The 18,956-nt window shown below is 58.7% G+C and carries 18 protein-coding genes; 6 read left to right on the top strand and 12 right to left on the bottom strand.

The features are described 5' to 3' along the window. Nucleotides 1-50 precede the first annotated feature (50 nt). The 4 genes from CA51_RS17120 (at nt 51) to CA51_RS17105 (ending at nt 2,336) form a co-directional block, all read left to right on the top strand. Nucleotides 51-311 carry a hypothetical protein gene (locus CA51_RS17120; RefSeq protein ID WP_145122445.1) on the top strand — a complete coding sequence of 87 codons (261 nt, stop codon included), beginning with the start codon at nt 51-53 and terminating at the stop codon, nt 309-311. A gap of 227 nt (nt 312-538) precedes the next feature. Then, the gene (locus CA51_RS17115) at nt 539-721 is read left to right on the top strand and encodes a DUF6800 family protein (RefSeq protein WP_145122444.1); all 183 of its coding nucleotides are present in this window, start codon (nt 539-541) and stop codon (nt 719-721) included. A gap of 134 nt (nt 722-855) precedes the next feature. Continuing rightward, nucleotides 856-1,857 (top strand): zinc-dependent alcohol dehydrogenase, encoded by a 1,002-nt coding sequence (locus CA51_RS17110; RefSeq protein WP_145122443.1) that lies wholly within the window; start codon nt 856-858, stop codon nt 1,855-1,857. Beyond that, nucleotides 1,854-2,336, top strand: coding sequence for a putative molybdenum carrier protein (locus tag CA51_RS17105; protein WP_145122442.1), 483 nt, complete (start codon nt 1,854-1,856; stop codon nt 2,334-2,336). The genes CA51_RS17110 and CA51_RS17105 overlap by 4 nt, the downstream gene beginning before the upstream one ends. Nucleotides 2,337-2,348: 12 nt before the next feature. Here the strand turns inward: CA51_RS17105 and CA51_RS17100 are convergent, their stop codons facing one another. From CA51_RS17100 to CA51_RS17075, 6 genes are all read right to left on the bottom strand, one after another. Continuing rightward, nucleotides 2,349-3,767: an SLC13 family permease gene (locus tag CA51_RS17100; protein WP_231745752.1), complete on the bottom strand. Its 1,419-nt coding sequence runs from the start codon at nt 3,765-3,767 to the stop codon at nt 2,349-2,351. A 132-nt stretch (nt 3,768-3,899) separates the two neighbouring features. Continuing rightward, complete coding sequence (gene mqnC, locus CA51_RS17095) at nt 3,900-5,078, bottom strand: cyclic dehypoxanthinyl futalosine synthase (RefSeq protein ID WP_145122441.1); 1,179 nt, start codon at nt 5,076-5,078, stop codon at nt 3,900-3,902. A gap of 97 nt (nt 5,079-5,175) precedes the next feature. Further along, nucleotides 5,176-5,946: a menaquinone biosynthetic enzyme MqnA/MqnD family protein gene (locus tag CA51_RS17090; protein ID WP_145122440.1), complete on the bottom strand. Its 771-nt coding sequence runs from the start codon at nt 5,944-5,946 to the stop codon at nt 5,176-5,178. Between the two features lie 100 nt (nt 5,947-6,046). Then, nucleotides 6,047-6,757, bottom strand: coding sequence for an RluA family pseudouridine synthase (locus CA51_RS17085; protein WP_145122439.1), 711 nt, complete (start codon nt 6,755-6,757; stop codon nt 6,047-6,049). A gap of 21 nt (nt 6,758-6,778) precedes the next feature. Beyond that, complete coding sequence (locus CA51_RS17080; RefSeq protein ID WP_145122438.1) at nt 6,779-8,407, bottom strand: solute:sodium symporter family transporter; 1,629 nt, start codon at nt 8,405-8,407, stop codon at nt 6,779-6,781. 60 nt (nt 8,408-8,467) lie between these two features. Continuing rightward, entirely contained in the window at nt 8,468-10,045 is a 1,578-nt protein-coding gene (locus CA51_RS17075) for an arylsulfatase (protein WP_145122437.1), read from the bottom strand. Between the two features lie 201 nt (nt 10,046-10,246). Between CA51_RS17075 and CA51_RS17070 the strand changes: the two genes are divergently transcribed. Beyond that, the gene (locus CA51_RS17070; protein WP_145122436.1) at nt 10,247-11,167 is read left to right on the top strand and encodes a sugar phosphate isomerase/epimerase family protein; all 921 of its coding nucleotides are present in this window, start codon (nt 10,247-10,249) and stop codon (nt 11,165-11,167) included. Nucleotides 11,168-11,269: 102 nt separating this feature from the next. On the opposite strand, the gene CA51_RS17065 is transcribed toward CA51_RS17070, so the two are convergent. The 3 genes from CA51_RS17065 to hemP all read right to left on the bottom strand — a co-directional run bounded on the left by CA51_RS17065 (nt 11,270) and on the right by hemP (nt 12,851). Beyond that, nucleotides 11,270-12,256, bottom strand: coding sequence for an adenosine kinase (locus tag CA51_RS17065; protein WP_145122435.1), 987 nt, complete (start codon nt 12,254-12,256; stop codon nt 11,270-11,272). A 246-nt stretch (nt 12,257-12,502) separates the two neighbouring features. Then, nucleotides 12,503-12,673, bottom strand: coding sequence for a hypothetical protein (locus tag CA51_RS25920; protein WP_197451250.1), 171 nt, complete (start codon nt 12,671-12,673; stop codon nt 12,503-12,505). A gap of 10 nt (nt 12,674-12,683) precedes the next feature. Beyond that, the gene (gene hemP, locus CA51_RS17060; RefSeq protein WP_145122434.1) at nt 12,684-12,851 is read right to left on the bottom strand and encodes a hemin uptake protein HemP; all 168 of its coding nucleotides are present in this window, start codon (nt 12,849-12,851) and stop codon (nt 12,684-12,686) included. 535 nt (nt 12,852-13,386) lie between these two features. Between hemP and CA51_RS17055 the strand changes: the two genes are divergently transcribed. Beyond that, a complete protein-coding gene (locus tag CA51_RS17055; protein WP_145122433.1) occupies nt 13,387-14,811 on the top strand; it encodes an outer membrane beta-barrel protein in 1,425 nt (474 codons plus the stop codon). An 8-nt stretch (nt 14,812-14,819) separates the two neighbouring features. Here CA51_RS17055 and CA51_RS17050 read toward each other — a convergent pair whose 3' ends face one another. The 3 genes from CA51_RS17050 to CA51_RS17040 all read right to left on the bottom strand — a co-directional run bounded on the left by CA51_RS17050 (nt 14,820) and on the right by CA51_RS17040 (nt 18,870). Continuing rightward, nucleotides 14,820-16,982, bottom strand: coding sequence for a serine/threonine-protein kinase (locus tag CA51_RS17050; RefSeq protein ID WP_145122432.1), 2,163 nt, complete (start codon nt 16,980-16,982; stop codon nt 14,820-14,822). Nucleotides 16,983-17,044: 62 nt separating this feature from the next. Beyond that, the gene (locus tag CA51_RS17045) at nt 17,045-17,653 is read right to left on the bottom strand and encodes a sigma-70 family RNA polymerase sigma factor (RefSeq protein WP_145099210.1); all 609 of its coding nucleotides are present in this window, start codon (nt 17,651-17,653) and stop codon (nt 17,045-17,047) included. A 131-nt stretch (nt 17,654-17,784) separates the two neighbouring features. Then, a complete protein-coding gene (locus CA51_RS17040) occupies nt 17,785-18,870 on the bottom strand; it encodes a redoxin domain-containing protein (RefSeq protein WP_197451249.1) in 1,086 nt (361 codons plus the stop codon). Between the last annotated feature and the right edge of the window lie 86 nt (nt 18,871-18,956).

The raw sequence follows: 18,956 nt of genomic DNA, 5'->3' as shown, positions 1-18,956 counted from the left end.
TTCGGTCCCCGGGTGGCGGAACCTTCTTAAAGTCAGGTACTTGTTGAATCGTGATTTCAGTCATCGTTACCTTGATCGCTGTCGGAGTGTTCATCGCCGGCGTGCGATCGCTCAATTCGCTCAAGCGGCTCGACGACGCAACGGGCTCGAAACGCTCCGACCCGTTTTACACGTCGGTTGCTCTGCTCTTCTCGACGTCCCCACGCGACGCGAAATTTCGCAGTCGCCAACGCCGAACGATCTGGCTGTTCTGCGGTGCGATTCTGCTGCTCTACTTCGCCCGCATCGTCTACATCCAAGGGACTATCTAGGTATCGGACAGGTTCGCGTCTCGCACCGCTGCACCTCCCCGAACTTTGCTTCGCTCGTTCGACCCTCCCCTTCAAACTGCGTTTGGCGGAGGGGGAAGTGGTGCAGCTTCACCCGCTCAAGCTAAGGTTGAGAAGGGGACGTTCTTGACCTAAAACGCTGTTGCCTGTACGCTGTGGCATTGTTTTTGCAACTCCAACCACGTCATGTGTATCAAGGACTTCCGAGAATGTCAGGATCCGAAAGAAGACGCGAACTGCGTCGTCGTCGTCATCGCAGAAAGCAAGTTGGCAAGCTGACGGTTAAGGCTGGAAAGGCGAGCCCCGCTGAAAAGCTGGAAATCGCTCGCAAACTGCGTCGCCTGACCCCTGGTGCCGAAATTTTGATCGAACGTTTGAGCCTGGTCTCCTAGTACCTGGGCAACGCTCCAATATTTGATTGGGGTTGGGTGGTCAGCACCGTCTGACCGCTTGGTTCCGTAGATCGGCTGGAGCTTTCATTGCGACAGCTTTCGATCGCGCGAGCTGGTCGTTCTGAATTACCAACGTGGTAACGCTAACGCTATCGGAACTCAGCATGCTCGCCGGTGAAATCTACCAACCCAATTCGATTCGTTTGATCGATGTGCCCGCTGCCGCGACAGCTTCGGATGTCCCAGCGGGTCAAATTCTGTTTGAGCCTCAGTTGGCCTGCCTGTGTGGCAGCGACCTTCTGTATTACGAGGCCGACAATCCCGGCTACATGCCTCACGTCGGCCAATCGCTGCACGAGATGATCGGTCGCGTCGTCGAGACGACTGGCGACAAGTTTGCCGTCGGCGATCGGGTGCTCGCTGTGCCGATCGAACACTACGGTTTCTATGGCCGCTACTGGGTCGATCAAGCCCGTGCGGTCGCCGTCGATCCGCGTTGCAGCGATGCCGCCGCCGTGCTGGCTCAGCCGCTGGGTACGGTTCTGTTTGCGCTCCGCCGGATTCCGTCGGTGCTCGCCCGCCGCGTGATGCTGTTTGGCGCCGGACCGATGGGACAGTTGTTCGTTCGCGTTTTGAAGTTGTTTGGTGCCGCGGAGATCATCGTTGTCGATCCGGTACGCGATCGCTTGGATCTCGCGTTGGCCGGCGGTGCGACTCAGGTGATCCATGGCACCGCGGCCCAGGCGGCTGCCGAAGCGGCCTCGATGCCCGGTGGCGGTCCCGATCTAGTGATCGAAGCGGTTGGGCATCGTCAACAAGTACTCAACGAATGCATCGCCGCATGCCGCCCCGAAGGCGAGATCCTGTTTTTTGGCGTGCCGCCGATCGAAGCGAACGGGATCAAGCTGAAGGAGATGTTCTGGAAGAATCTGCGGATGTACACCAGCGTCGGCCCCAGCTTTGAGATCGATTTCTCGCTGGCGATGAAGATGGTTGCAGAGCGGACGATCGATGTCGAACCGTTGGTATCGCATCGGATGCCAATCGATCAGATCCAAGAAGCGTACGACATGTTTGCTACGCGACGCGAGGGAGCGATGAAGGTCTTCCTCGATTTCCCCGCGTACCAAGCATGACCCAAGCCGTCTTCTCCCACGTTCCGCAACGCATCGTTTCGGGCGGGCAAACGGGAGTGGACCGCGGAGCGTTGGATTCGGCGATCGCGCTCGGAATCCCGCACGGCGGATGGTGTCCGCGCGGCCGGTTGTCAGAGGACGGCCAGATCCCGGCTCGCTACGATCTGACCGAACACGCATCCCCGCGTTACAAAGACCGCACGCTGCAGAACGTCCTCGACAGCGATGCCACTCTGATCCTCTACTGCGACACGCTGCGCGGTGGCACTCGGCTGACGCAGCGTTACGCGATCGATGCGGGCAAGCCGCTGCTGGCGGTCGCAATCGATGTCGATTGGTCGCTCGAAAGCGTCCGCCGCTGGCTGTACCAGTATCAACCTCTGTCGCTGAATATCGCCGGGCCGCGCGAGAGCAACTTTCCCGGCGTGCAGGTGCTCAGCCGCGAAGCCGTCTTGCGGATTTTCGACCCCAGCCACTGACGCCGATCGCTCTTACGACAGCATCAACCAACAAAAGGTTGTAATGACACAGACGGCGATCAGGTTCAGCACCAATCCCGTGCGAGCCATCACGCCAGTCGAAAGCCCACCGGCACCGTAGACGATCGTATTGGGAGCGGTTGCGACCGGCAGCATGAAGGCGCAACTGGCACTGATCGTTCCCGGGATCATGATCATTTCCGCCGGCACATCGGCGGCGATCGCCGTGCTGGCCAGGATCGGCAGCAACAGCGCTGTCGTCGCCGTGCCGCTGGTGATCTCGGTCAGGAAGGTGACCAGCAAGCAGACGCCGCCGATCACGAGGATCGGTGGCAGCGAGGCGAGTCCGGCCAGCGAGTCGCCGATCACGGTGGAGAGCCCCGAGGCGTCGAAGCCTTTGGCCAACGCAAGCCCGCCGCCGAACAACAGCAGGATGCCCCACGGGATCCGCTCCGCCGTCTCCCAGTCCAACAGCGGGCCCTTCGCCTCGCCGCCTGAAGGGATGATGAACAGAGCCAGCGTCGCCGCCAATGCGACGGTCGAATCACCGACCAGCGATGTGATTCCACCGGCGTCGTTGGGAGTCGTCGCTCCGATCCAATACGACCAACCGTCAAACGGCGTCGTCCGCGTGATCCAAGCCAAGGCGGTCAGGCTGAAGACGATCAGGACACGGACCTCCGCACTTCGCCAAGCGCCGACGTCGGGCATCTCGAAGATGGCGTCGGACTTCAGATTGCGGGTCAGCCACAGCCAGATGATCGGCAACAAAATCGCGACGATCGGCACCGCGATGACCATCCAGTCGACAAAGGCCAGCGAGCGGCCGAGCTTCTCTTCATAGAAGCCCATGAACATCGCGTTGGGCGGAGTCCCGACGGGCGTTCCCATGCCGCCGACCGATGCGGAATAAGCGATTCCCAACAGCAGGGGAACTCGCAAGCCGTTGCAGGCGTGACGTTCCAGCACCGCCATCGCGATTGGCAGCATCATCAGCGTCGTGGCGGTGTTGCTGATCCACATCGACAGCATCGCCGTGGCCAGCATGAAGCCGAGCACGATCCGCCGCTCGCCGCGGCCTCCTACCGCCCGGACCATGATCATCGCCAGTCGCCGGTGAGCTCCGCTGCGTTCCATCGCCGCCGACAACAGAAAACCGCCCATCAGCAACAGGATCATCGTGTGCCCATACGCTGTCGCGACGGATCGATGATCCAGCACGCCGGTCAAGGGAAAGACGATAAATGGCAGCAGAGCGGTTGCGGCGATCGGCAGGACTTCGAAGATCCACCACATCGCGCACAGCGTTGCCGTCGCGGCACACCAGCATGCCGGGGCTTCGAGGCCAGCGGAAGAACAGCCAGCACCAACCAAGGCAGCGACAATCACACCGCCAGGCAGCATGGCCGATTTCGGGCAAGAGAACATCATCGGGAGATCGGGGGTGAATAAGGTATATGTCGCCCGATCAATCGGCGGTCGCAATCGCAGCGGTCTTGCTGCGATCGACCGATGTCGCGCGCCAGCCGGTCAAATCGCTGGCGGCGACGTTTCCGCATCGCTTCACTGCAATGCGCTCAATTGAACCAGTTCCTTCGGGCCAAGGTCGCCGTTTGCCTCGATAGCACGGCGTTCCAATTCTGGATCGACCAGATTGTAGTGCACATCGCGTTGGCGTGCCTGGTACCCAATCTCTTCAATCGATTCGCGAATCCGACGCAGCGATTGGTAGTGAACCGTCCCCGCTTCGGCGACGACGTTCTCTTCGATCATCAAGCTGCCCATGTCGTTTGCACCGTACAGCAACGCCAGCTGGCCGATCTTCGAACCCTGTGTCACCCAACTGCTTTGAATGTTGGGGATGTTGTCCAGGAACAGCCGCGCCACCGCTTGCATCTTCAGATATTCGAACGATCCCGCCGGCGCGATGTGAGCCATCTCGGTATGTTCGGGTTGGAAGGTCCAACAGATGAACGCGGTGAATCCCCCCGTTTCGTCCTGAACCTGCCGCAATCGGTCGAGGTGTTCGATCCGTTCGGCGAGCGTTTCGACATGCCCAAACATCATTGTGGCCGAACTGATTCCCCCCAGTTCGTGCCACACTCGCATCACGTTCAACCAGTCGTCGGTCATCACCTTGCCACGCGTGATCTCCGACCGGACGCGGTCGACCAAAATCTCGGCGCCGCCGCCGGGCAAGCTTCCCAGTCCGGCTGCCTTCAACCGACTCAAGACCTCTCGCAACGATAGGTTGTTGACCTTCGTGAAGTGATGGATCTCGGGAGGGCTAAATCCATGGACGTTGATGCTGGGGTAGTTCGTGACGATGTCCTGCAGCAGTTCCTCGTACCAATCCAGTTTGTACTTCGGGTGCAGGCCGCCTTGCATCAGGATCTGATTGCCCCCCAGTTGCACTGTCTCGGCCACTTTTTGCAGCAGTTCCTCGCGGGGCAGCACGTAACCTTCGTCGCTCTTGGGGCCCCGGTAGAACGCGCAGAAATCGCAGACCGCGGTGCAGACGTTGGTGTAGTTGATGTTGCGATCGATGTTGTAGGTTCGATACGGCTCGGGATGCAGGCGTCGAGTGATCGCATCGGCAGCCGCACCCAGTTTGGCCAGCGACAGGTCGTCGGTCTGCAACAGATGCAATCCTTCCTCGAAGCTAATCCGATCGCCCGCGACCGCTTTGTCGAGGATCGCTTGCGTGTTGGTTTGAGGTTGCGTCGTCGATCCGCTGGACATGGGAACCTTTCTTCTGCGTTGGTCGTTGCGTTGAAGGAAATGGATTTTATCGGGTTATTCGTTCATTCGGCGGCCGCGCCGTCGGCTGAGTTCTCGCCTAAGAAGCGATCAGCCCCAGTTCGGTCGCTTTGGTGCGATACAGCTCCAATCCTTGGCGTTCTTCGTCGCCGAGGGTGAAGTGGAGGTAACGGGAAAGATACGCGAAACAGTCGCTGACTGTCAGCCCATGCGTCCCCGCGTGTTCGGTCGCCAGTTGTTGCAAGTGCTCCATCCCGGCATCGCGGCAGTGCTGCAACGCGTCGGCAAGTTCGCGATGATCCGCGCCGCGGCGGCCGATCCACATCGCAAACACAAACGGCAACTTGCTCCAACTGCACCAGCGATCGCCCAGGTCCCAGATCTCTTGATACAGTCCCGTCGTCGGGTGCATCGCTCGATCGCCGATCAATAACACGGCGTCGGTCGAAAGCGCATCGGGGCTGGCATCGATCGGCAGCGGATGCAGTTCGGGGGTCAGCCCATACTGTTGCTTCAGCAGCACCTGGACCAGAGCCGCGCTGGTGCGACTCCCTTCATCCAAAGCGAGCGTCTTGATCTCGGGGACCGGCACGCGGCTCAACAGTCGCACGCTCCAAACGGGGCCGCGACAAGCAATGCAGGCGTCCGAAACGATCTCGTAATCGTCGGCGTGACGGAAATATTCAACCGACGGAATCAGGGCGACATCCAACTGACCGGCGTGCAATTGATCGGCCAAGCGGCTGGGGAGATCGAAGACAACCTCCGCTCCCGGCAACCGCTGCTGGATTCCATAGACCAACGGCTTGGTGTTCAGATAAGAGACCGCACCGATGCGAAGTTTGTCCATGGAAGCGTCAGTTTTGGGTAAGGCAAGCGTGGGGATGGGATCGTGACGACGGCGGATCGCGCGGCCGCAAGCCGCTGCAATGCTCCAGCCCGACATCACATTAACCGCACAGCTCGCCTTCCTTTAACACTTCGTGGAAGCCGAGCGTCCGCCAGACTTCGGGAACGTCGACCAGCACCGACGTGGCTTTGCCATTCTTGGGGTGGCGGAAGACGATTTGGCGGGCATGCAAAGCGATCGGGCGTTTGCGTGGCTCCGTTGATTGTGGCCCAAAATCGATTTGACTGCCATACAGGCTATCGCCGACGATCGGAAATCCACGGTGCGCCGCCTGCAGTCGGATCTGGTGCGTGCGACCGGTTTCCAGCCCGATCCGCAAGCAGGAGAGTTCGCCCACGCTGGCCACCAGCTCATAATTCAAGATCGCTTGTTTCGCTTCGGGATGCTCCGCGTCGACGATCTCCGCCTCGGCGCGGTCCGAAATTTTCCGCATCCAATCGCGCCACGTCCCCGTCGGTTCGGTGGGCGTTCCAGAGACGATCGCGACGTAAGTCTTTTCGATCTTCCGCGATTGGAATTGAGCGCAGAACTGTTTCGTTGCCGATCGCGTCTTGCCGATCAGGACCGCTCCGCTGACCGGGCGGTCGATGCGATGAGGCATCCCCACGTACGGCGACTCTTCGCCGCTCCGCTGCTTGAAAAACTCCAGCAGCTGGATCTCCAGCGATTCGACGCCTCGAGCGGCGGTCGTCAGCAGCCCATTGGGCTTGTTCACCACCAGCGCGTAATTGTCTTCCCAGATAACGTCCATCGTCGCTCCACCGGTCTCTTTCTAAGGTACAAGCACCGAGAAGTCGGCGAAGCGTTGATAGATCAGCAGCACGATCGCGATCAGCACCAAGCCGGCGGGGACCGCAAAACGCCATGGGGTCATGTCGACGGCACCCACATCCTCTTGCACAAACTCCGTTTCACGCGGCCAGATTTCGCCGATCACCAGCATCAGGATCACCAACCAAGCGAAGACGCATCCCAGGAAATGGAACTCGTGCATCGACGCGACGATCTTGTCGAACGGTTCGACAAAGTAGCCGATCGCAATGATGCCGAAGCCCGCCAGCAGAGCGAGCTTCGCGGCTGACGCGGGGACGCGGCGGGAGAGCATCCCTACCAACACGACGGCAAAGATCGGAATGAAATACATCCCGTTCATCTTCTGCAGGAAGCCGAAGATGCTGTCGGTTTGAGCCAACAGCGGTGCGATCGCCATCGCAATCACAGCCACGATCCAGCCGAAGATCTTGCCCGAACGAACGACTTGGGCTTCGGTGGCATCCTTGCGAAGGACGCTCTTGTACAGTCCCAGACTGAACAGCGTGCAAGAGCTGTTGAGCGCAGAGTTGAAGCTCGACAAGATCGCGCCGATCATCGCGGCAGCAAAAAATCCAGTCAGGTGCGCCGGCAAGACGCGGTTGACCAACATCCCGTACGCTTGGTCGGCTTTGATATCTTCGCCACTGAAAATGTGGTAGGCGATCATGCCGGGGATGACCAAATAGAGCGGGCCGAGCAACTTCAGGGCACCGGTCAACAGCACCCCCTTTTGTCCTTCGGCGAGGCTGCTGGCACCAAACGTTCGCTGGATGATCTGTTGGTTGGTGGTCCAGTAGAACAGATTCAGCAGGAAGATCCCGGAGAAGATCGTGCTAAAGGGGACCGAGGATTCGGGGCCGCCGACCGAGTTGAAACGCTCGCGCTGTTGATCCAGCAGCAATTCAGCCCCTTTGGCGACTCCGTCGCCATCGCCGATCTGAGCCAACGCGTATCCGGTGATCATAAAGCCGCCGATCAGCAATCCGATGCCGTTGATCGTGTCGGAGACCGCGACGGTTCGCAGACCGCCGAACAGTGCGTAGATCGAACCGATGATTCCGACTGCCCAAACGATCAACCACAACGCAAACGAATCGGTCGACATCCCGACCCGTTCGGGCAGATCGCCTAACATCGACGGAACGTCCAGGATCCCGATCATCCCCGTCGCTCCGCTGTACAAAATGATCGGCAGCAGGATGCCGACATAGGCGACCAAGAAGATCAGGTTCGTGATCACTTGGGTTTGGTGATCGAAGCGGATCTCGAGGTACTGCGGGACCGTGGCGACACCGCTCTTCAAAAATCGCGGCAGGAAGAACCAAGCCATGAAGACCAACGCCACGACGCAGACGACTTCCCAAACCATCACGCAGAGGCCGTCGTTAAACGCAGCGCCGTTGAGTCCGACCATCTGTTCGGTCGACAGGTTGGTCAGCAGCAGCGATCCGGCGATCAGCGGGAAGGTCAGCGTGCGGCCACCCAAAAAGTAACCGCTGCTGGAGGCGTGGTCGTCGCGATGCGTGATCCACCAGGTGATCAGACCGACAAGTCCGGTGAAGAACAAAAACGAAAGGATCGTGACCATGTGATGGAACGCTGATTGTGGAGGCGAAGCAGTCGTTGGGAGCCCGAGTGGGGCTGAATTCTAACGCTTCTTCGCCTTCCGTGCAGGGGCGTCCAACGGGATCAAAGGGAAGATCTTCGAAGGCGTTCGGACCGCTTCCATCTGCTGTGCTAATTGGGCAACCAATTCGGGATGCTCCGCGGCGATGTTGTTCTGTTCGCCGATGTCTTCGCGAATGTTGTAAAGCTCGATCTCCAAATTTCCTTTGCTCATGTTCTGCCGAACCGCTTTAAAGTCGCCGACGCGGATCGTCTGCTGACCGCCGTAGCTAGGGAATTCGCGATACAAATAGGGACGTTCTTCCTGCGATTTTCCCAGCAGCGTCGGGGCGATGCTGATCCCATCCAAGCCCTCTGGAACGTCTTCCGATTTGCCGATCAGATCCATCAGCGTTGGGATCCAGTCTTCGAATCCGCTGACATAATCGCTCTGCGATCCCGCCGCGATCTTACCGGGCCAACGGACAAGCGTCGGCACGCGAACGCCTCCTTCGTACAGCGAGCCCTTCAAGCCGCGCAGTTCACCAACGCTGCGGAAGAACGTGTAATCGACCTCTTTGCCCAGATGAGTCGTGCCGTTGTCGCTGCTGAAGACGACGATCGTGTTGTCGCTCAGCTGCAGTTCGTCCAACAGGTTCAAGATGTTGCCGATGTAGCGATCCATCCGAGTGATCATCGCCGCATAAGCCGCTCGCGGCGTGAAGTGGGGCGTGTACCCATATCCGCCATCGCGGACAAACGGCGGATCCTGCCAGCCCAAATCGTGATACTGTTTCAGCTCTTCATCGGGAACGTGCAACGCGACGTGCGGAATCACTGTCGGGTAATACAAGAAGAACGGTTTGTTTTTGTTGTCCTTAACGAATTGTAGTGCCTGCGCGTTGATGCGGTCGGGCGCGTAATCCTGTCCCTTGAAACGAGCGTAGCTGGCCGGATCGCTGGGGTCGTCGCCATCGGCAAACCCGATGTGGCCGGAGACCGGAGGATCGTTGTTCAGTTTGACATGTTGGTTGTCGTCCCAAAGGTAAGACGGATAGTAGCTGTGGGCGTGCGATTGGCAGTTGTAACCGAAGAAGCGTTGGACTCCCTGACGCAGCGGCTCTCCAGAGGAATCGGGACCGCCGAGTCCCCATTTCCCAAACGCTCCGGTGGCGTAGCCTTCGCCCGAAAGCAATTCGGCGAGCGTGATGTCGCTGTCGGGAATCGGCCATTGCCCTTCGGGCGGCGTTGATTTGTTGCTTCGCACCTCGGCATGACCGGGATGTTTTCCGGTCATCAACACGCATCGCGACGGGGCGCAGACGGCGTTGCCCGAGTAGTGCTGAGTCAGTCGCATCCCTTGTTTCGCGAGTTTGTCTAGGTGCGGCGTCTTGATCAATTCTTGCCCAAAGCTGCCTAGTTCGCGATAGCCGAGGTCGTCGGCGAGGATAAAGACAACGTTGGGTGGCGTTGGCGCATCGGCTGCGGCGAGCGAAGCCGTTACCCACAGCATCGCCACTGCGGCCAACAGACTCTTGCAAGATATCAGCGTGCACAGCTGCGATTTAGTCGCGCGGGAGCGGGTGTCGCGCGAGAATCCTGGATCGACGATCGAAGGCATGGGGAGTTCCTGAACAGAGGTCGCGGGCGGGATGCCTTACATTGTCTTTCTTCGTATTGGCAAGGTCAACACGATCGTCTCGTTTTTGACTACACTACCTGAAACCCCAGGACGCGCAGAAAATTGATCTTCGATCGAACCTGCGCCCCTAGAATACGCGGACCAGACCATTCCCATTTTTTCTCAAGGAACCATCCTTCCATGATTCAAGCACAAGATCGACGCGGATTTCTGCGCACCGGTATCGCCGCTGGCGCTGCGGCGCTATCGCTGGGCAGCCTCGGGCGGACAGCTTTGGCCCAGGCGGCGACGAAGCCTAAGTTTAAGATCTCGCTGGCCGAATGGTCGCTGCATCGCACGATCCGCGGCGGCAAGCTGGACAACTTGCAATTCGCTGAGACTGCCAAAAATGAATTTGGCATCGAGGGGATCGAATATGTAAACCAGTTCTTCAAGGACAAAGCGAAAGACGCGGCGTATCTTGCCGAATTGAACAAGCGAGCGGCGGACAATGGCGTCACGCAACTGTTGATCATGATCGACGGCGAAGGCCGATTGGGCGATCCCGACGACAAGAAGCGAACGCAAGCTGTCGAGAACCATTACAAGTGGGTCGAAGCGGCCAAGGAACTCGGCTGCCACAGCGTTCGCGTCAACGCCGGCAGTTCGGGCGAATACAAAGAACAGCAGAAATTGGCATCCGATGGTCTTCGCCGTTTGAGCGAATTTGCCAAGCCGCACGGCTTGAACGTGATCGTGGAAAACCACGGTGGCCTGTCGTCCAACGGCAAATGGCTCGCGGGCACGATCGAGATGGTCGGCTTGGATAACTGCGGCACCCTGCCCGACTTCGGCAACTTCTACATCAATCGCGGAACCGGCGAAAAATACGACAACTACCTCGGGACCGAGGAGTTGATGCCTTTCGCAAAGGCTGTCAGCGCCAAGGCACACAAGTTCGACGACCAGGGGAACGAAGCCAATCTGGACTACGCTCGCTTGATGAAGATCGTCCTGGACACCGGTTACGACGGTTGGGTCGGAATCGAATGGGAAGGCGGAACGCCGGATGAATACGAAGGTATTCGATTGACCAAGAAGCTGCTGGAACGCTTCCAATAAGAAAGGCCGTCGGCCCGCCGAATCAGGCGGCCGCAAACACGCCATCAACGACTCTGGCAGGGATTCGCCTGCCAGAGCATTGGTCGAGCAACAGCGTGGCGACTAGGCCATCAGTTGCTTGATCTCTTCGGGGCTGAACTTCTTTTCCATGCGGGCGCCCAACTGCGACACGATTCGGCTGGCCGCATGCGACCCCAAGTGCCCGGCTTGTTTCCACGACATGCCGTTGGTGATGCCGTACAACACGCCGCCGGCATACATGTCGCCAGCTCCCGTGGTGTCGATCGCGTCGGTCGCGACACCTTCGATCGGGAACGATTCACCGCCGTGCATGATGATCGATCCGTTGGCCCCTAAGGTCATCGCAACGTTTTCGCAGTGCTTGTGAATCTCTGCGGCACAGGCGATTGGATCGGTTAGTTTGGTCAGGCTCTTCGCTTCTTCTTCGTTGCAGAAGAACAGGTCGACGGGACCTTCGATCAGGCTCCAGATCTCGTCTCGCATCGTGTTCACCAAAAAGGGATCCGATGCGGTGAAGGCAACTTTGACGTTGTTCCGCTTGGCACAATCGATCGCCTTGTAAGCAGCCGCCTTGGTCGATTCGCCGGTCAATAGATAACCTTCGACGTACAGGTACTTGGCCTGTGCGATTTCGGCTTCATCGATATCGGCTTCGCTGAGCGTGATCGAGACGCCGAGATTGGTTAGCATCGTTCGCTGTGCGTCTTCGCTGATCAAGACCGCACAGGTTCCGGTCGGTCCCGATGCCGCGGGGGCAACTTCGATCGTGATGCCCAGATCGCGCATGTCCTTCAAAAAGAAGTCGCCGACCTCATCGCCGCTGACCTTCCCCGCGTAGGCGACCTTGCCGCCAAAGTCGGCGATTCCGACGATCGTGTTGGCTGCCGATCCGCCGGCACAGCGGTTCAACGAAACGTCGCCCAAACTCGACAGCACGCTTTGCTGTTGGATGTCGTCGACCAGCGTCATGATCCCTTTGTCAAATCCTGTCGCGGCCAAGACTTGGTCGCTGACGCGGGCTTGAATATCTACCAAGGCGTTTCCAACGCCGTATACGTCGTACTTCATTGTCATTTGTTTGGGTTGAAAGGTATGCGTAGAGAGCCGGTTCGCGGGTGGCGATCGTCGCGAGCGCAACAAACCGGGCGACCGCCGGACGGATGTCCGGCGAGGTTTGTTTATAACGCTTGAGGCCGACTTGCGGCACCTGTCCAACGTAAACCGGCGGCAGGAGGAGAGCTTGCTGCGGTTGAGAGAACGAAAATTTCGACGTCGCGGGCCAGCGATCGGCCGCGCGCGACTAGCACTCGCCGATTAGGCCTTCTGCATTGCCGAGGCGATGCTTTGCGGTTTGCACAGCAGCTTTTTATCGTTCGCGGCGCGGCCGCATTTTAGACAGACATGCGTCGGTTCGCTGATCAAACGAACGTACATCCCGATCTCGCCACGCAATGATTTTTTTAGTTTGCAGAGTTCTTTAGCCATCGACCGGATCTCATTTCGTAAGGATTAGTTTGCCTTGGCGAGTCTTGCGTAAACGGTACGTGATCCCGTCCAGCTCGATCCAAACCTCCGGCCGGTCGCCCGATAACGCGGCAAACTCAAACACCTTGGGGAGGATCGGGGTCTCACCGAGGTGAGCGAGGTCCGAGGGCGAGTCCATAACAGTGGGTCCGATCGGCGGCGGGGAGGCTTGATTGCTTTGATAGCTTTCACGCCGTGGGAGCACGTGGCGGAGAGGCTGAACATTTTCACTGCCATTGTTGTGAAAATACAAGCGCAACGCAAGAGCATGTTGATACTGATTCTCAATACTTTTGTCGTGAAGGGGCCGGGCCTGGCGTCCGTGTTGTGCGAACGCAGCGCCACAGCGATTCGGATCGGAGTTCTACCAACAGTGTGCGACCCCGTTGGCGAGCCTGTTCAGCATGGAAAGAGAACGCTATCGGGAGCTCCTGTGCTGTCGCCATTTTGGGTGATCAGTAGTATGTACACGTGGGTAATGTTGGGATAGGCATTCTTGGCAATGCCTGCCGAATACTCCCGATTCGCGATTGGGATTTTTTTTAATTAGCGTCGCGACGCGTATTGCTTGTTCCCCTTGGATGGAGCCAGACGATCTCTGACATACGCTTTTGTAGATAACAAAGGTGTACTGTGTTTCATGTAAGTTCTTCCAAGGATGGGAAACTATTACGATGCGGAAAAATATATTGGGTGCGTTGTCGATCGCATTGGCGATCGCCACACAGCAGAGTGTCTTGTTGGCGGGCAGTCCGTCTTGCCTGTCGAGCCTTCGGTGCGATGACGGAATGTTGTGCGATAGCGCAGCACACTATCGCGGCGGTTCCGACTGCGACGCTCGCATGATCTGCGGCGATGAGTGCAATGATGGTTGCCTCGGAGGTTGCTCGGCAGGCTGCAGCGACCTCTGCGGCGCAAGCTGCGACCACGGCGGATTTGGCTGTGACGCCGGTATGGACAGTTGTTGCGACGGTGGGCTGTTTGGGCTCGGACTATTGGGCCAGGCCAGTAGCGGTTGGAACGTTTCGGGCTGGGTTGATGCCGGCTTCATCGGAAACACGTCCAGCCCCAACAGTAAGTTCAACGGTCCCTACAACGCTGTCGATCGTAGCAACGAAGGGATGTTGAACCAGCTGTACATGATCGTCGAGAAACGCCTGCCCCGTTACGGCGCTGGCATCGGCGGTCGCGTCGATATTCTCTACGGCGAAGATTACTTGTTGGCTCAGTCCAACGGTTTGGAACGCCGCGACGATGGGGCGGCTCGCTGGAACGGCGAATATTATGGCTTGGCATTGCCACAAGCTTATGTTTCGATGGGAAACGAAGATGTCTCGCTGCAGGTCGGTCACTTCTATTCGGTCGTCGGTTATGAAGGAGTCATGGCCCCCGATAACTTCTTCTACAGCAAATCCTACAGCTACCAATTCGCCGGCCCGTTCACTCACTGGGGCGCCCAGTTGAACGTCCGCCCAACCGACGCGTTGAGCTTTAACCTGGGAATTCACAACGGCTGGGATTCGTTGGACCGCGAAAGCGACAAACCTGGCTTCATCGGGAAGGTCCGCTACGATTCGCAGTCGAGCAAGGCATGGACTTCGTTTGCCATCACGACTGGCGATTCAAGCAACGACCTGGCGGGCGTCGCACTGAATCCCGACTTCACCAATCGCACCCGCTACAGTTGGTTGGTGGCGTTGCCAGTAACCAAACGCTTGGACTACGTCTTCCATCACTGGTTGGGCTTCCAGGAGGAAGGTGCACCCGACGGCGGTCGCGCCGATTGGTACGGCATCGATCAGTACCTGACCTACTGCTTCACCGATCGATTGAAGGGAGCCGTGCGGTTTGAATGGTTCCGCGACGAAGAGGGAACACGCGTCGGGCTGAACCGACCCAGCAATCCCAACAATCCGCCATTTGTTGGCGACTTCTACAGCCTGTCGGCTGGATTCAATATGGCGGTTTCCAAGAACCTAACGATCCGCCCCGAATTGCGAGCCGATTGGTTCGACGGCACCGCCGCCAGCCAACCGTTTGACGATGGCAACGACGACAACCAGTTCATGCTGGGAATCGACGCCATCTTCCGAATCTAAGACGAATCTCACTCGGATTCGTAAAACGCGCGAGCCGCAGGATGTAGGGCCAAGCCTTGCCATTCTGCGGCTTGTTGACGTGTGATCATTCGCGGCACGGAGATTTCACTCCGGTAGAGTGCTTCGAGCGTTGCGGTCACCAGCACCGCCGGTGCGTTGCGACGCGTCGCCAGGAACGCTGTCGTGCCAACGGTCGCGATCCCGTCGGCTGGCAAATCGGCCGCTGGATAATCGGCCGGCAAGATCTGTAGCGGTCGCAGTGTCGGATGATCCAACGAGATATTTAAAGGATCTTCGACCGCAAGCAACTGGAATTGTTGGCTCTGCAGTGCAGCGGCCATGATCTTACTGCCGCGAGCGACGCAAGCGATCGACAACGGAATCGTCGCGTCGCCTTGCGATTGCTGAAACGGTTGGTAGACGATCTCGATATCGCTTTCGGCTAGCCCCAGCGAATCGAACAACATGTGCGCCGCCAGTTGTGATCCACTCCCCTGCCCGCCGATCGCAACGCGGTGTCCCGCAATTTCGGCGAACCGAGCGATTCCGGCATCGCGGCGAGCGAGCAAATGGACTGCTTCGTAATACAGCGGCGCGATCACGCTAACCTGTTCGCCGCGGACCGCGCTGGCCTGCAGGATCGCCAGGTCGACATCGCCGGCGAGCAGGTGTTCCAGATTTTCGACCGATCCTTCCGTTGGCATCGCAACGACCGGGCGATCGACAGCTTGATGCAGTCGATCCGCCAGTTCACCAGCGACCTGCGCGTAGACGTCTCCCGCCGGACCGCCGGCGATCTTCGGCTCCGACGGCAATCGATCGTGCAGCATTCGAGCGCCAAACAGAACGGCGGCCAGGATCATCGGCATCGACAACACCAGCAGCAAGATCATCGATTGAAAGCGTCGATGGCTGTCGGACGTATGCATCAACCGGCGACCGATCAACGCGGCGAAGATCGGAACTTCCGACAGCCAATCGAGACCGCGTTGCAGCGACGTGCGAGCCCGGGCCTTGATCGGTTGATCATTTAAGAAGCGGTCGAGATCTTCCGCCAACGCTTCGGCCGACGCGTAACGCTGCTGGGGCTCTTTCTGCAAACACTTCTCGACGATCGTATCGAGATCTTCGGGCGCATCGCACAGCGAGCGGAGTTCCGGCGCCGGTCGATGGATCACCTGCATCAATGTTTGCATCACCGAATCGGTGACAAACGGCGGCCGACCGGTGATCAATGCAAACAGGATCGCCCCCAAAGAATAGACGTCCGATTGCGGGCAGGTCGCTTCGTGGTCGCCGCTAGCCTGTTCGGGAGCCATGTAATTTGGCGTCCCGATCGCCGCGCCGCTGTTCGTCAGACTGCTCTCGGCATCGACATGTTTGGCCAATCCAAAATCGGTCACGTGGACTTGGTCGCATGCATCGATCAAGACGTTGCCCGGCTTCAGATCGCGATGCAGCAGCCCGCGTTGGTGGGCATGGTGAATCGCCGCGGCGACATCGCGGACATACCGCGCCGCCTCGCGACAGTCCTGCGGTCCGTCGTCGACCTTCTTCGACAGATCGAAGCCTTCGACGTAGTCCATCGAAAAATAGTAATGTCCCCCTTCGAGCCCAAAATGATGCACCGCAACGATATTGGGATGCTTCAGCTTTGCCGCCGCTTTGGCTTCGGAGCAGAAACGCTTGATCTCATCGCGGCCAGCCAACACGCCCGACCGGATCATCTTCACGGCGACCGGACGATCGAGATTCTTCTGATGACCAAGGTAGACGACTCCCATCCCGCCGCGTCCGAGCACGCTCTCGAGAACGTAGTCCCCCATTTCGAAGGGCAATTGCGGACCGGCACCTTCCCCTGGGACCGGCGTGATCGCCAGCGTGGCTTCGAGATCGTCGCCGATGCTGTCGATCCGCACGCCCGCTCGCGTGTCGGCTGCTGGATCGGCGTTTTCGCTGGCGACATTCGATCCGGCCAACTGTTCGATCAGATCGGCGGCATCCAACAGTTCGGAGAGCTGCGATTTCAGATCGGGAAATCGCTCGATAAAGTCGGCTCGACTGTCCGACCCGCCCGCATCGCGCGCTTTTAAATACGCGACAAACGCCTCGTCGATCGGATCGGGAAGATCGGACTCCTCCGGCTGATTGGAACTTGTTGGATCAGGCATCCCCGTTTTACCGCTCTCAATTCACGAATTGCTTCATTTAAGTGTTCGTATTGTGGACCAGACTATTGGCTCTCGTCCAACAGAATTTCCCGCAGCCGCTTCAGCCCCCGCTTCAACAGCCCGCCAACAGCCATCTCCGTCTTCCCGACCGCTTCGCTGATCTCTTTCATGTTCAGCCCCTCCATGTACCGCAGCTTGATCGCCGCCGCCTGCATCTCGGGCAATTGATCCAGCGCGTCCAACAGCGCCTGCGAAGTCTCCGCCCGCATGATCTGTTGGCTGGGGCTGGTCGTGCTGCCCGCCAATTGTCCCGCCAGTCCCGGACCGCGCGATGAATCGTTGGCCAGCCGAACTTCGTGAGCGACCGAGCGCTTTTGAGTGATCACGTGCCGAGCGACCGCAGAGGCGAGGTTGTTCCGCAGGATGTTGCGGATCCAAACGACAAACGCCGCCGGTTCCTGGCCGCGAAACGCAGGCAGATCGCGTTGGGCTTCCATGAACGTGATCTGAACCAGATCGGCCGGATCGATCCGTTGCCGCAACCGATCGTCGAGATAGCGGTGAGCCAAAATCCACAGATAGCTGCGATACTGTTCCAGCAGCTCGCCAAAGGCGTCGGCGTCCCCTTCGCGGGCCCGATCGAGCAGAAATTGAGTGGTGGATTGGGACAAAACTGTGGCTCGCTGACCGACGTCAAATCGAAAGATCCGAGGTCATATTGTCGCACAAAGCGACCGCGGGCACCAACCGGCAACCGTCGGTGAAGCCGATTTCTGCAGAGTCACCAGCCGATCGGGGCGGCTTAGCCTTCTTGGAGCAGTTGTTCGACCAGATCCTCGATCGTCTTGTCCCCCGTCGCACCCTGCCAATTCAATTCGCCTTGCCACCAGTGCCGGATGTACCCCTGTTTGTCGACGACGTAAACGGTTGGCCACATCGTGTTTCCCCAGGCACGCCAGTTTTGCGAGCCGAGGTCGACAAGGATCGGAAACTCCAACTGGCGGTCGACCGCCGCCGCCTGCACCGCCTTGGGATCGCGTTCCCGCGAGGTCTCCGGCGTCTGGATACCGACCACGACGACGCCCTTGTCGCGCAGTTCGCGGTGCCAGCGTTGGTAATGAGCAAAGTTGGCGTGGCAGTTGTGGCATTGGAAAGCATAAAAATGGACCAGCACCACCTTCCCTTTCAGCTCGCGGATCTGCAGCGGCGGCGAATTGAGCCAGTGTTCGACGGGGACGAATTCGGGAGCCATTGGATAGGTCCGCTTCAGCTTGCCGGTATCGAAGGGCTCTCCCAAAACCTGCCCCAGTTTTTGGATCTGCTGTGGCTTGAGCACCTGTTTGTAGCCCTCGCGTTCCGCAGCGACTGCCTTTTGCAATTTCTCGGTCAGGTCGTCGGTCGGCTGTTTGGCGGCGACAGCCTTCTGAAGACGTTGCTCCAGATCGCGGCAGGTCTTTGCCAACGCGATCAGTTTGGTTTGTTGGCCGCGATCGATATCCAACTGCGTCGCCATCTCATCGGTCAACAGCATCCGCACGCCTTGCGAATAACATTCCAGTTGCTTCAGTCGTTGCTGTTGTTTCGCTGACGTGTTGTCGGCGAACCACTTGCGAACCGGCAGTTCGGTCTGATCGATGATCTTGTTCTGTTGGTCGGCGGGCAGCAGACGCGATTGAAACCAAGTCGAATCGACACTCTGGAAGACGTTTTCCAAATCTGCGATCTGCGCTTCGGAGAGCTCCAGTTCGGTGTGGACCTCGGGAGCATGTACCATCGCCAAAAAATAGCGGGGCACCAAATCGTCGGCAGCCGCCGTGGGGGAATCGTCGGCGCGAGCGACGGTCGCAACGGCGACGCCAACCATCGCGATGGCGAAGAAGGATTTCATGCGATTGCTCATGAGCAGGATCCGGCAAGCGGAGATAAGAGAAGATGAGAACAGTTGCTCGGCGCGACCGGGCAGGCCTACAATTG

Origin of the sequence: Rosistilla oblonga (genome assembly GCF_007751715.1) — a bacterium.
GTDB lineage: Bacteria > Planctomycetota > Planctomycetia > Pirellulales > Pirellulaceae > Rosistilla > Rosistilla oblonga.
Note: the sequence above shows the minus strand (reverse complement) of the source record. Positions and strands in the feature narration are given on the sequence as shown.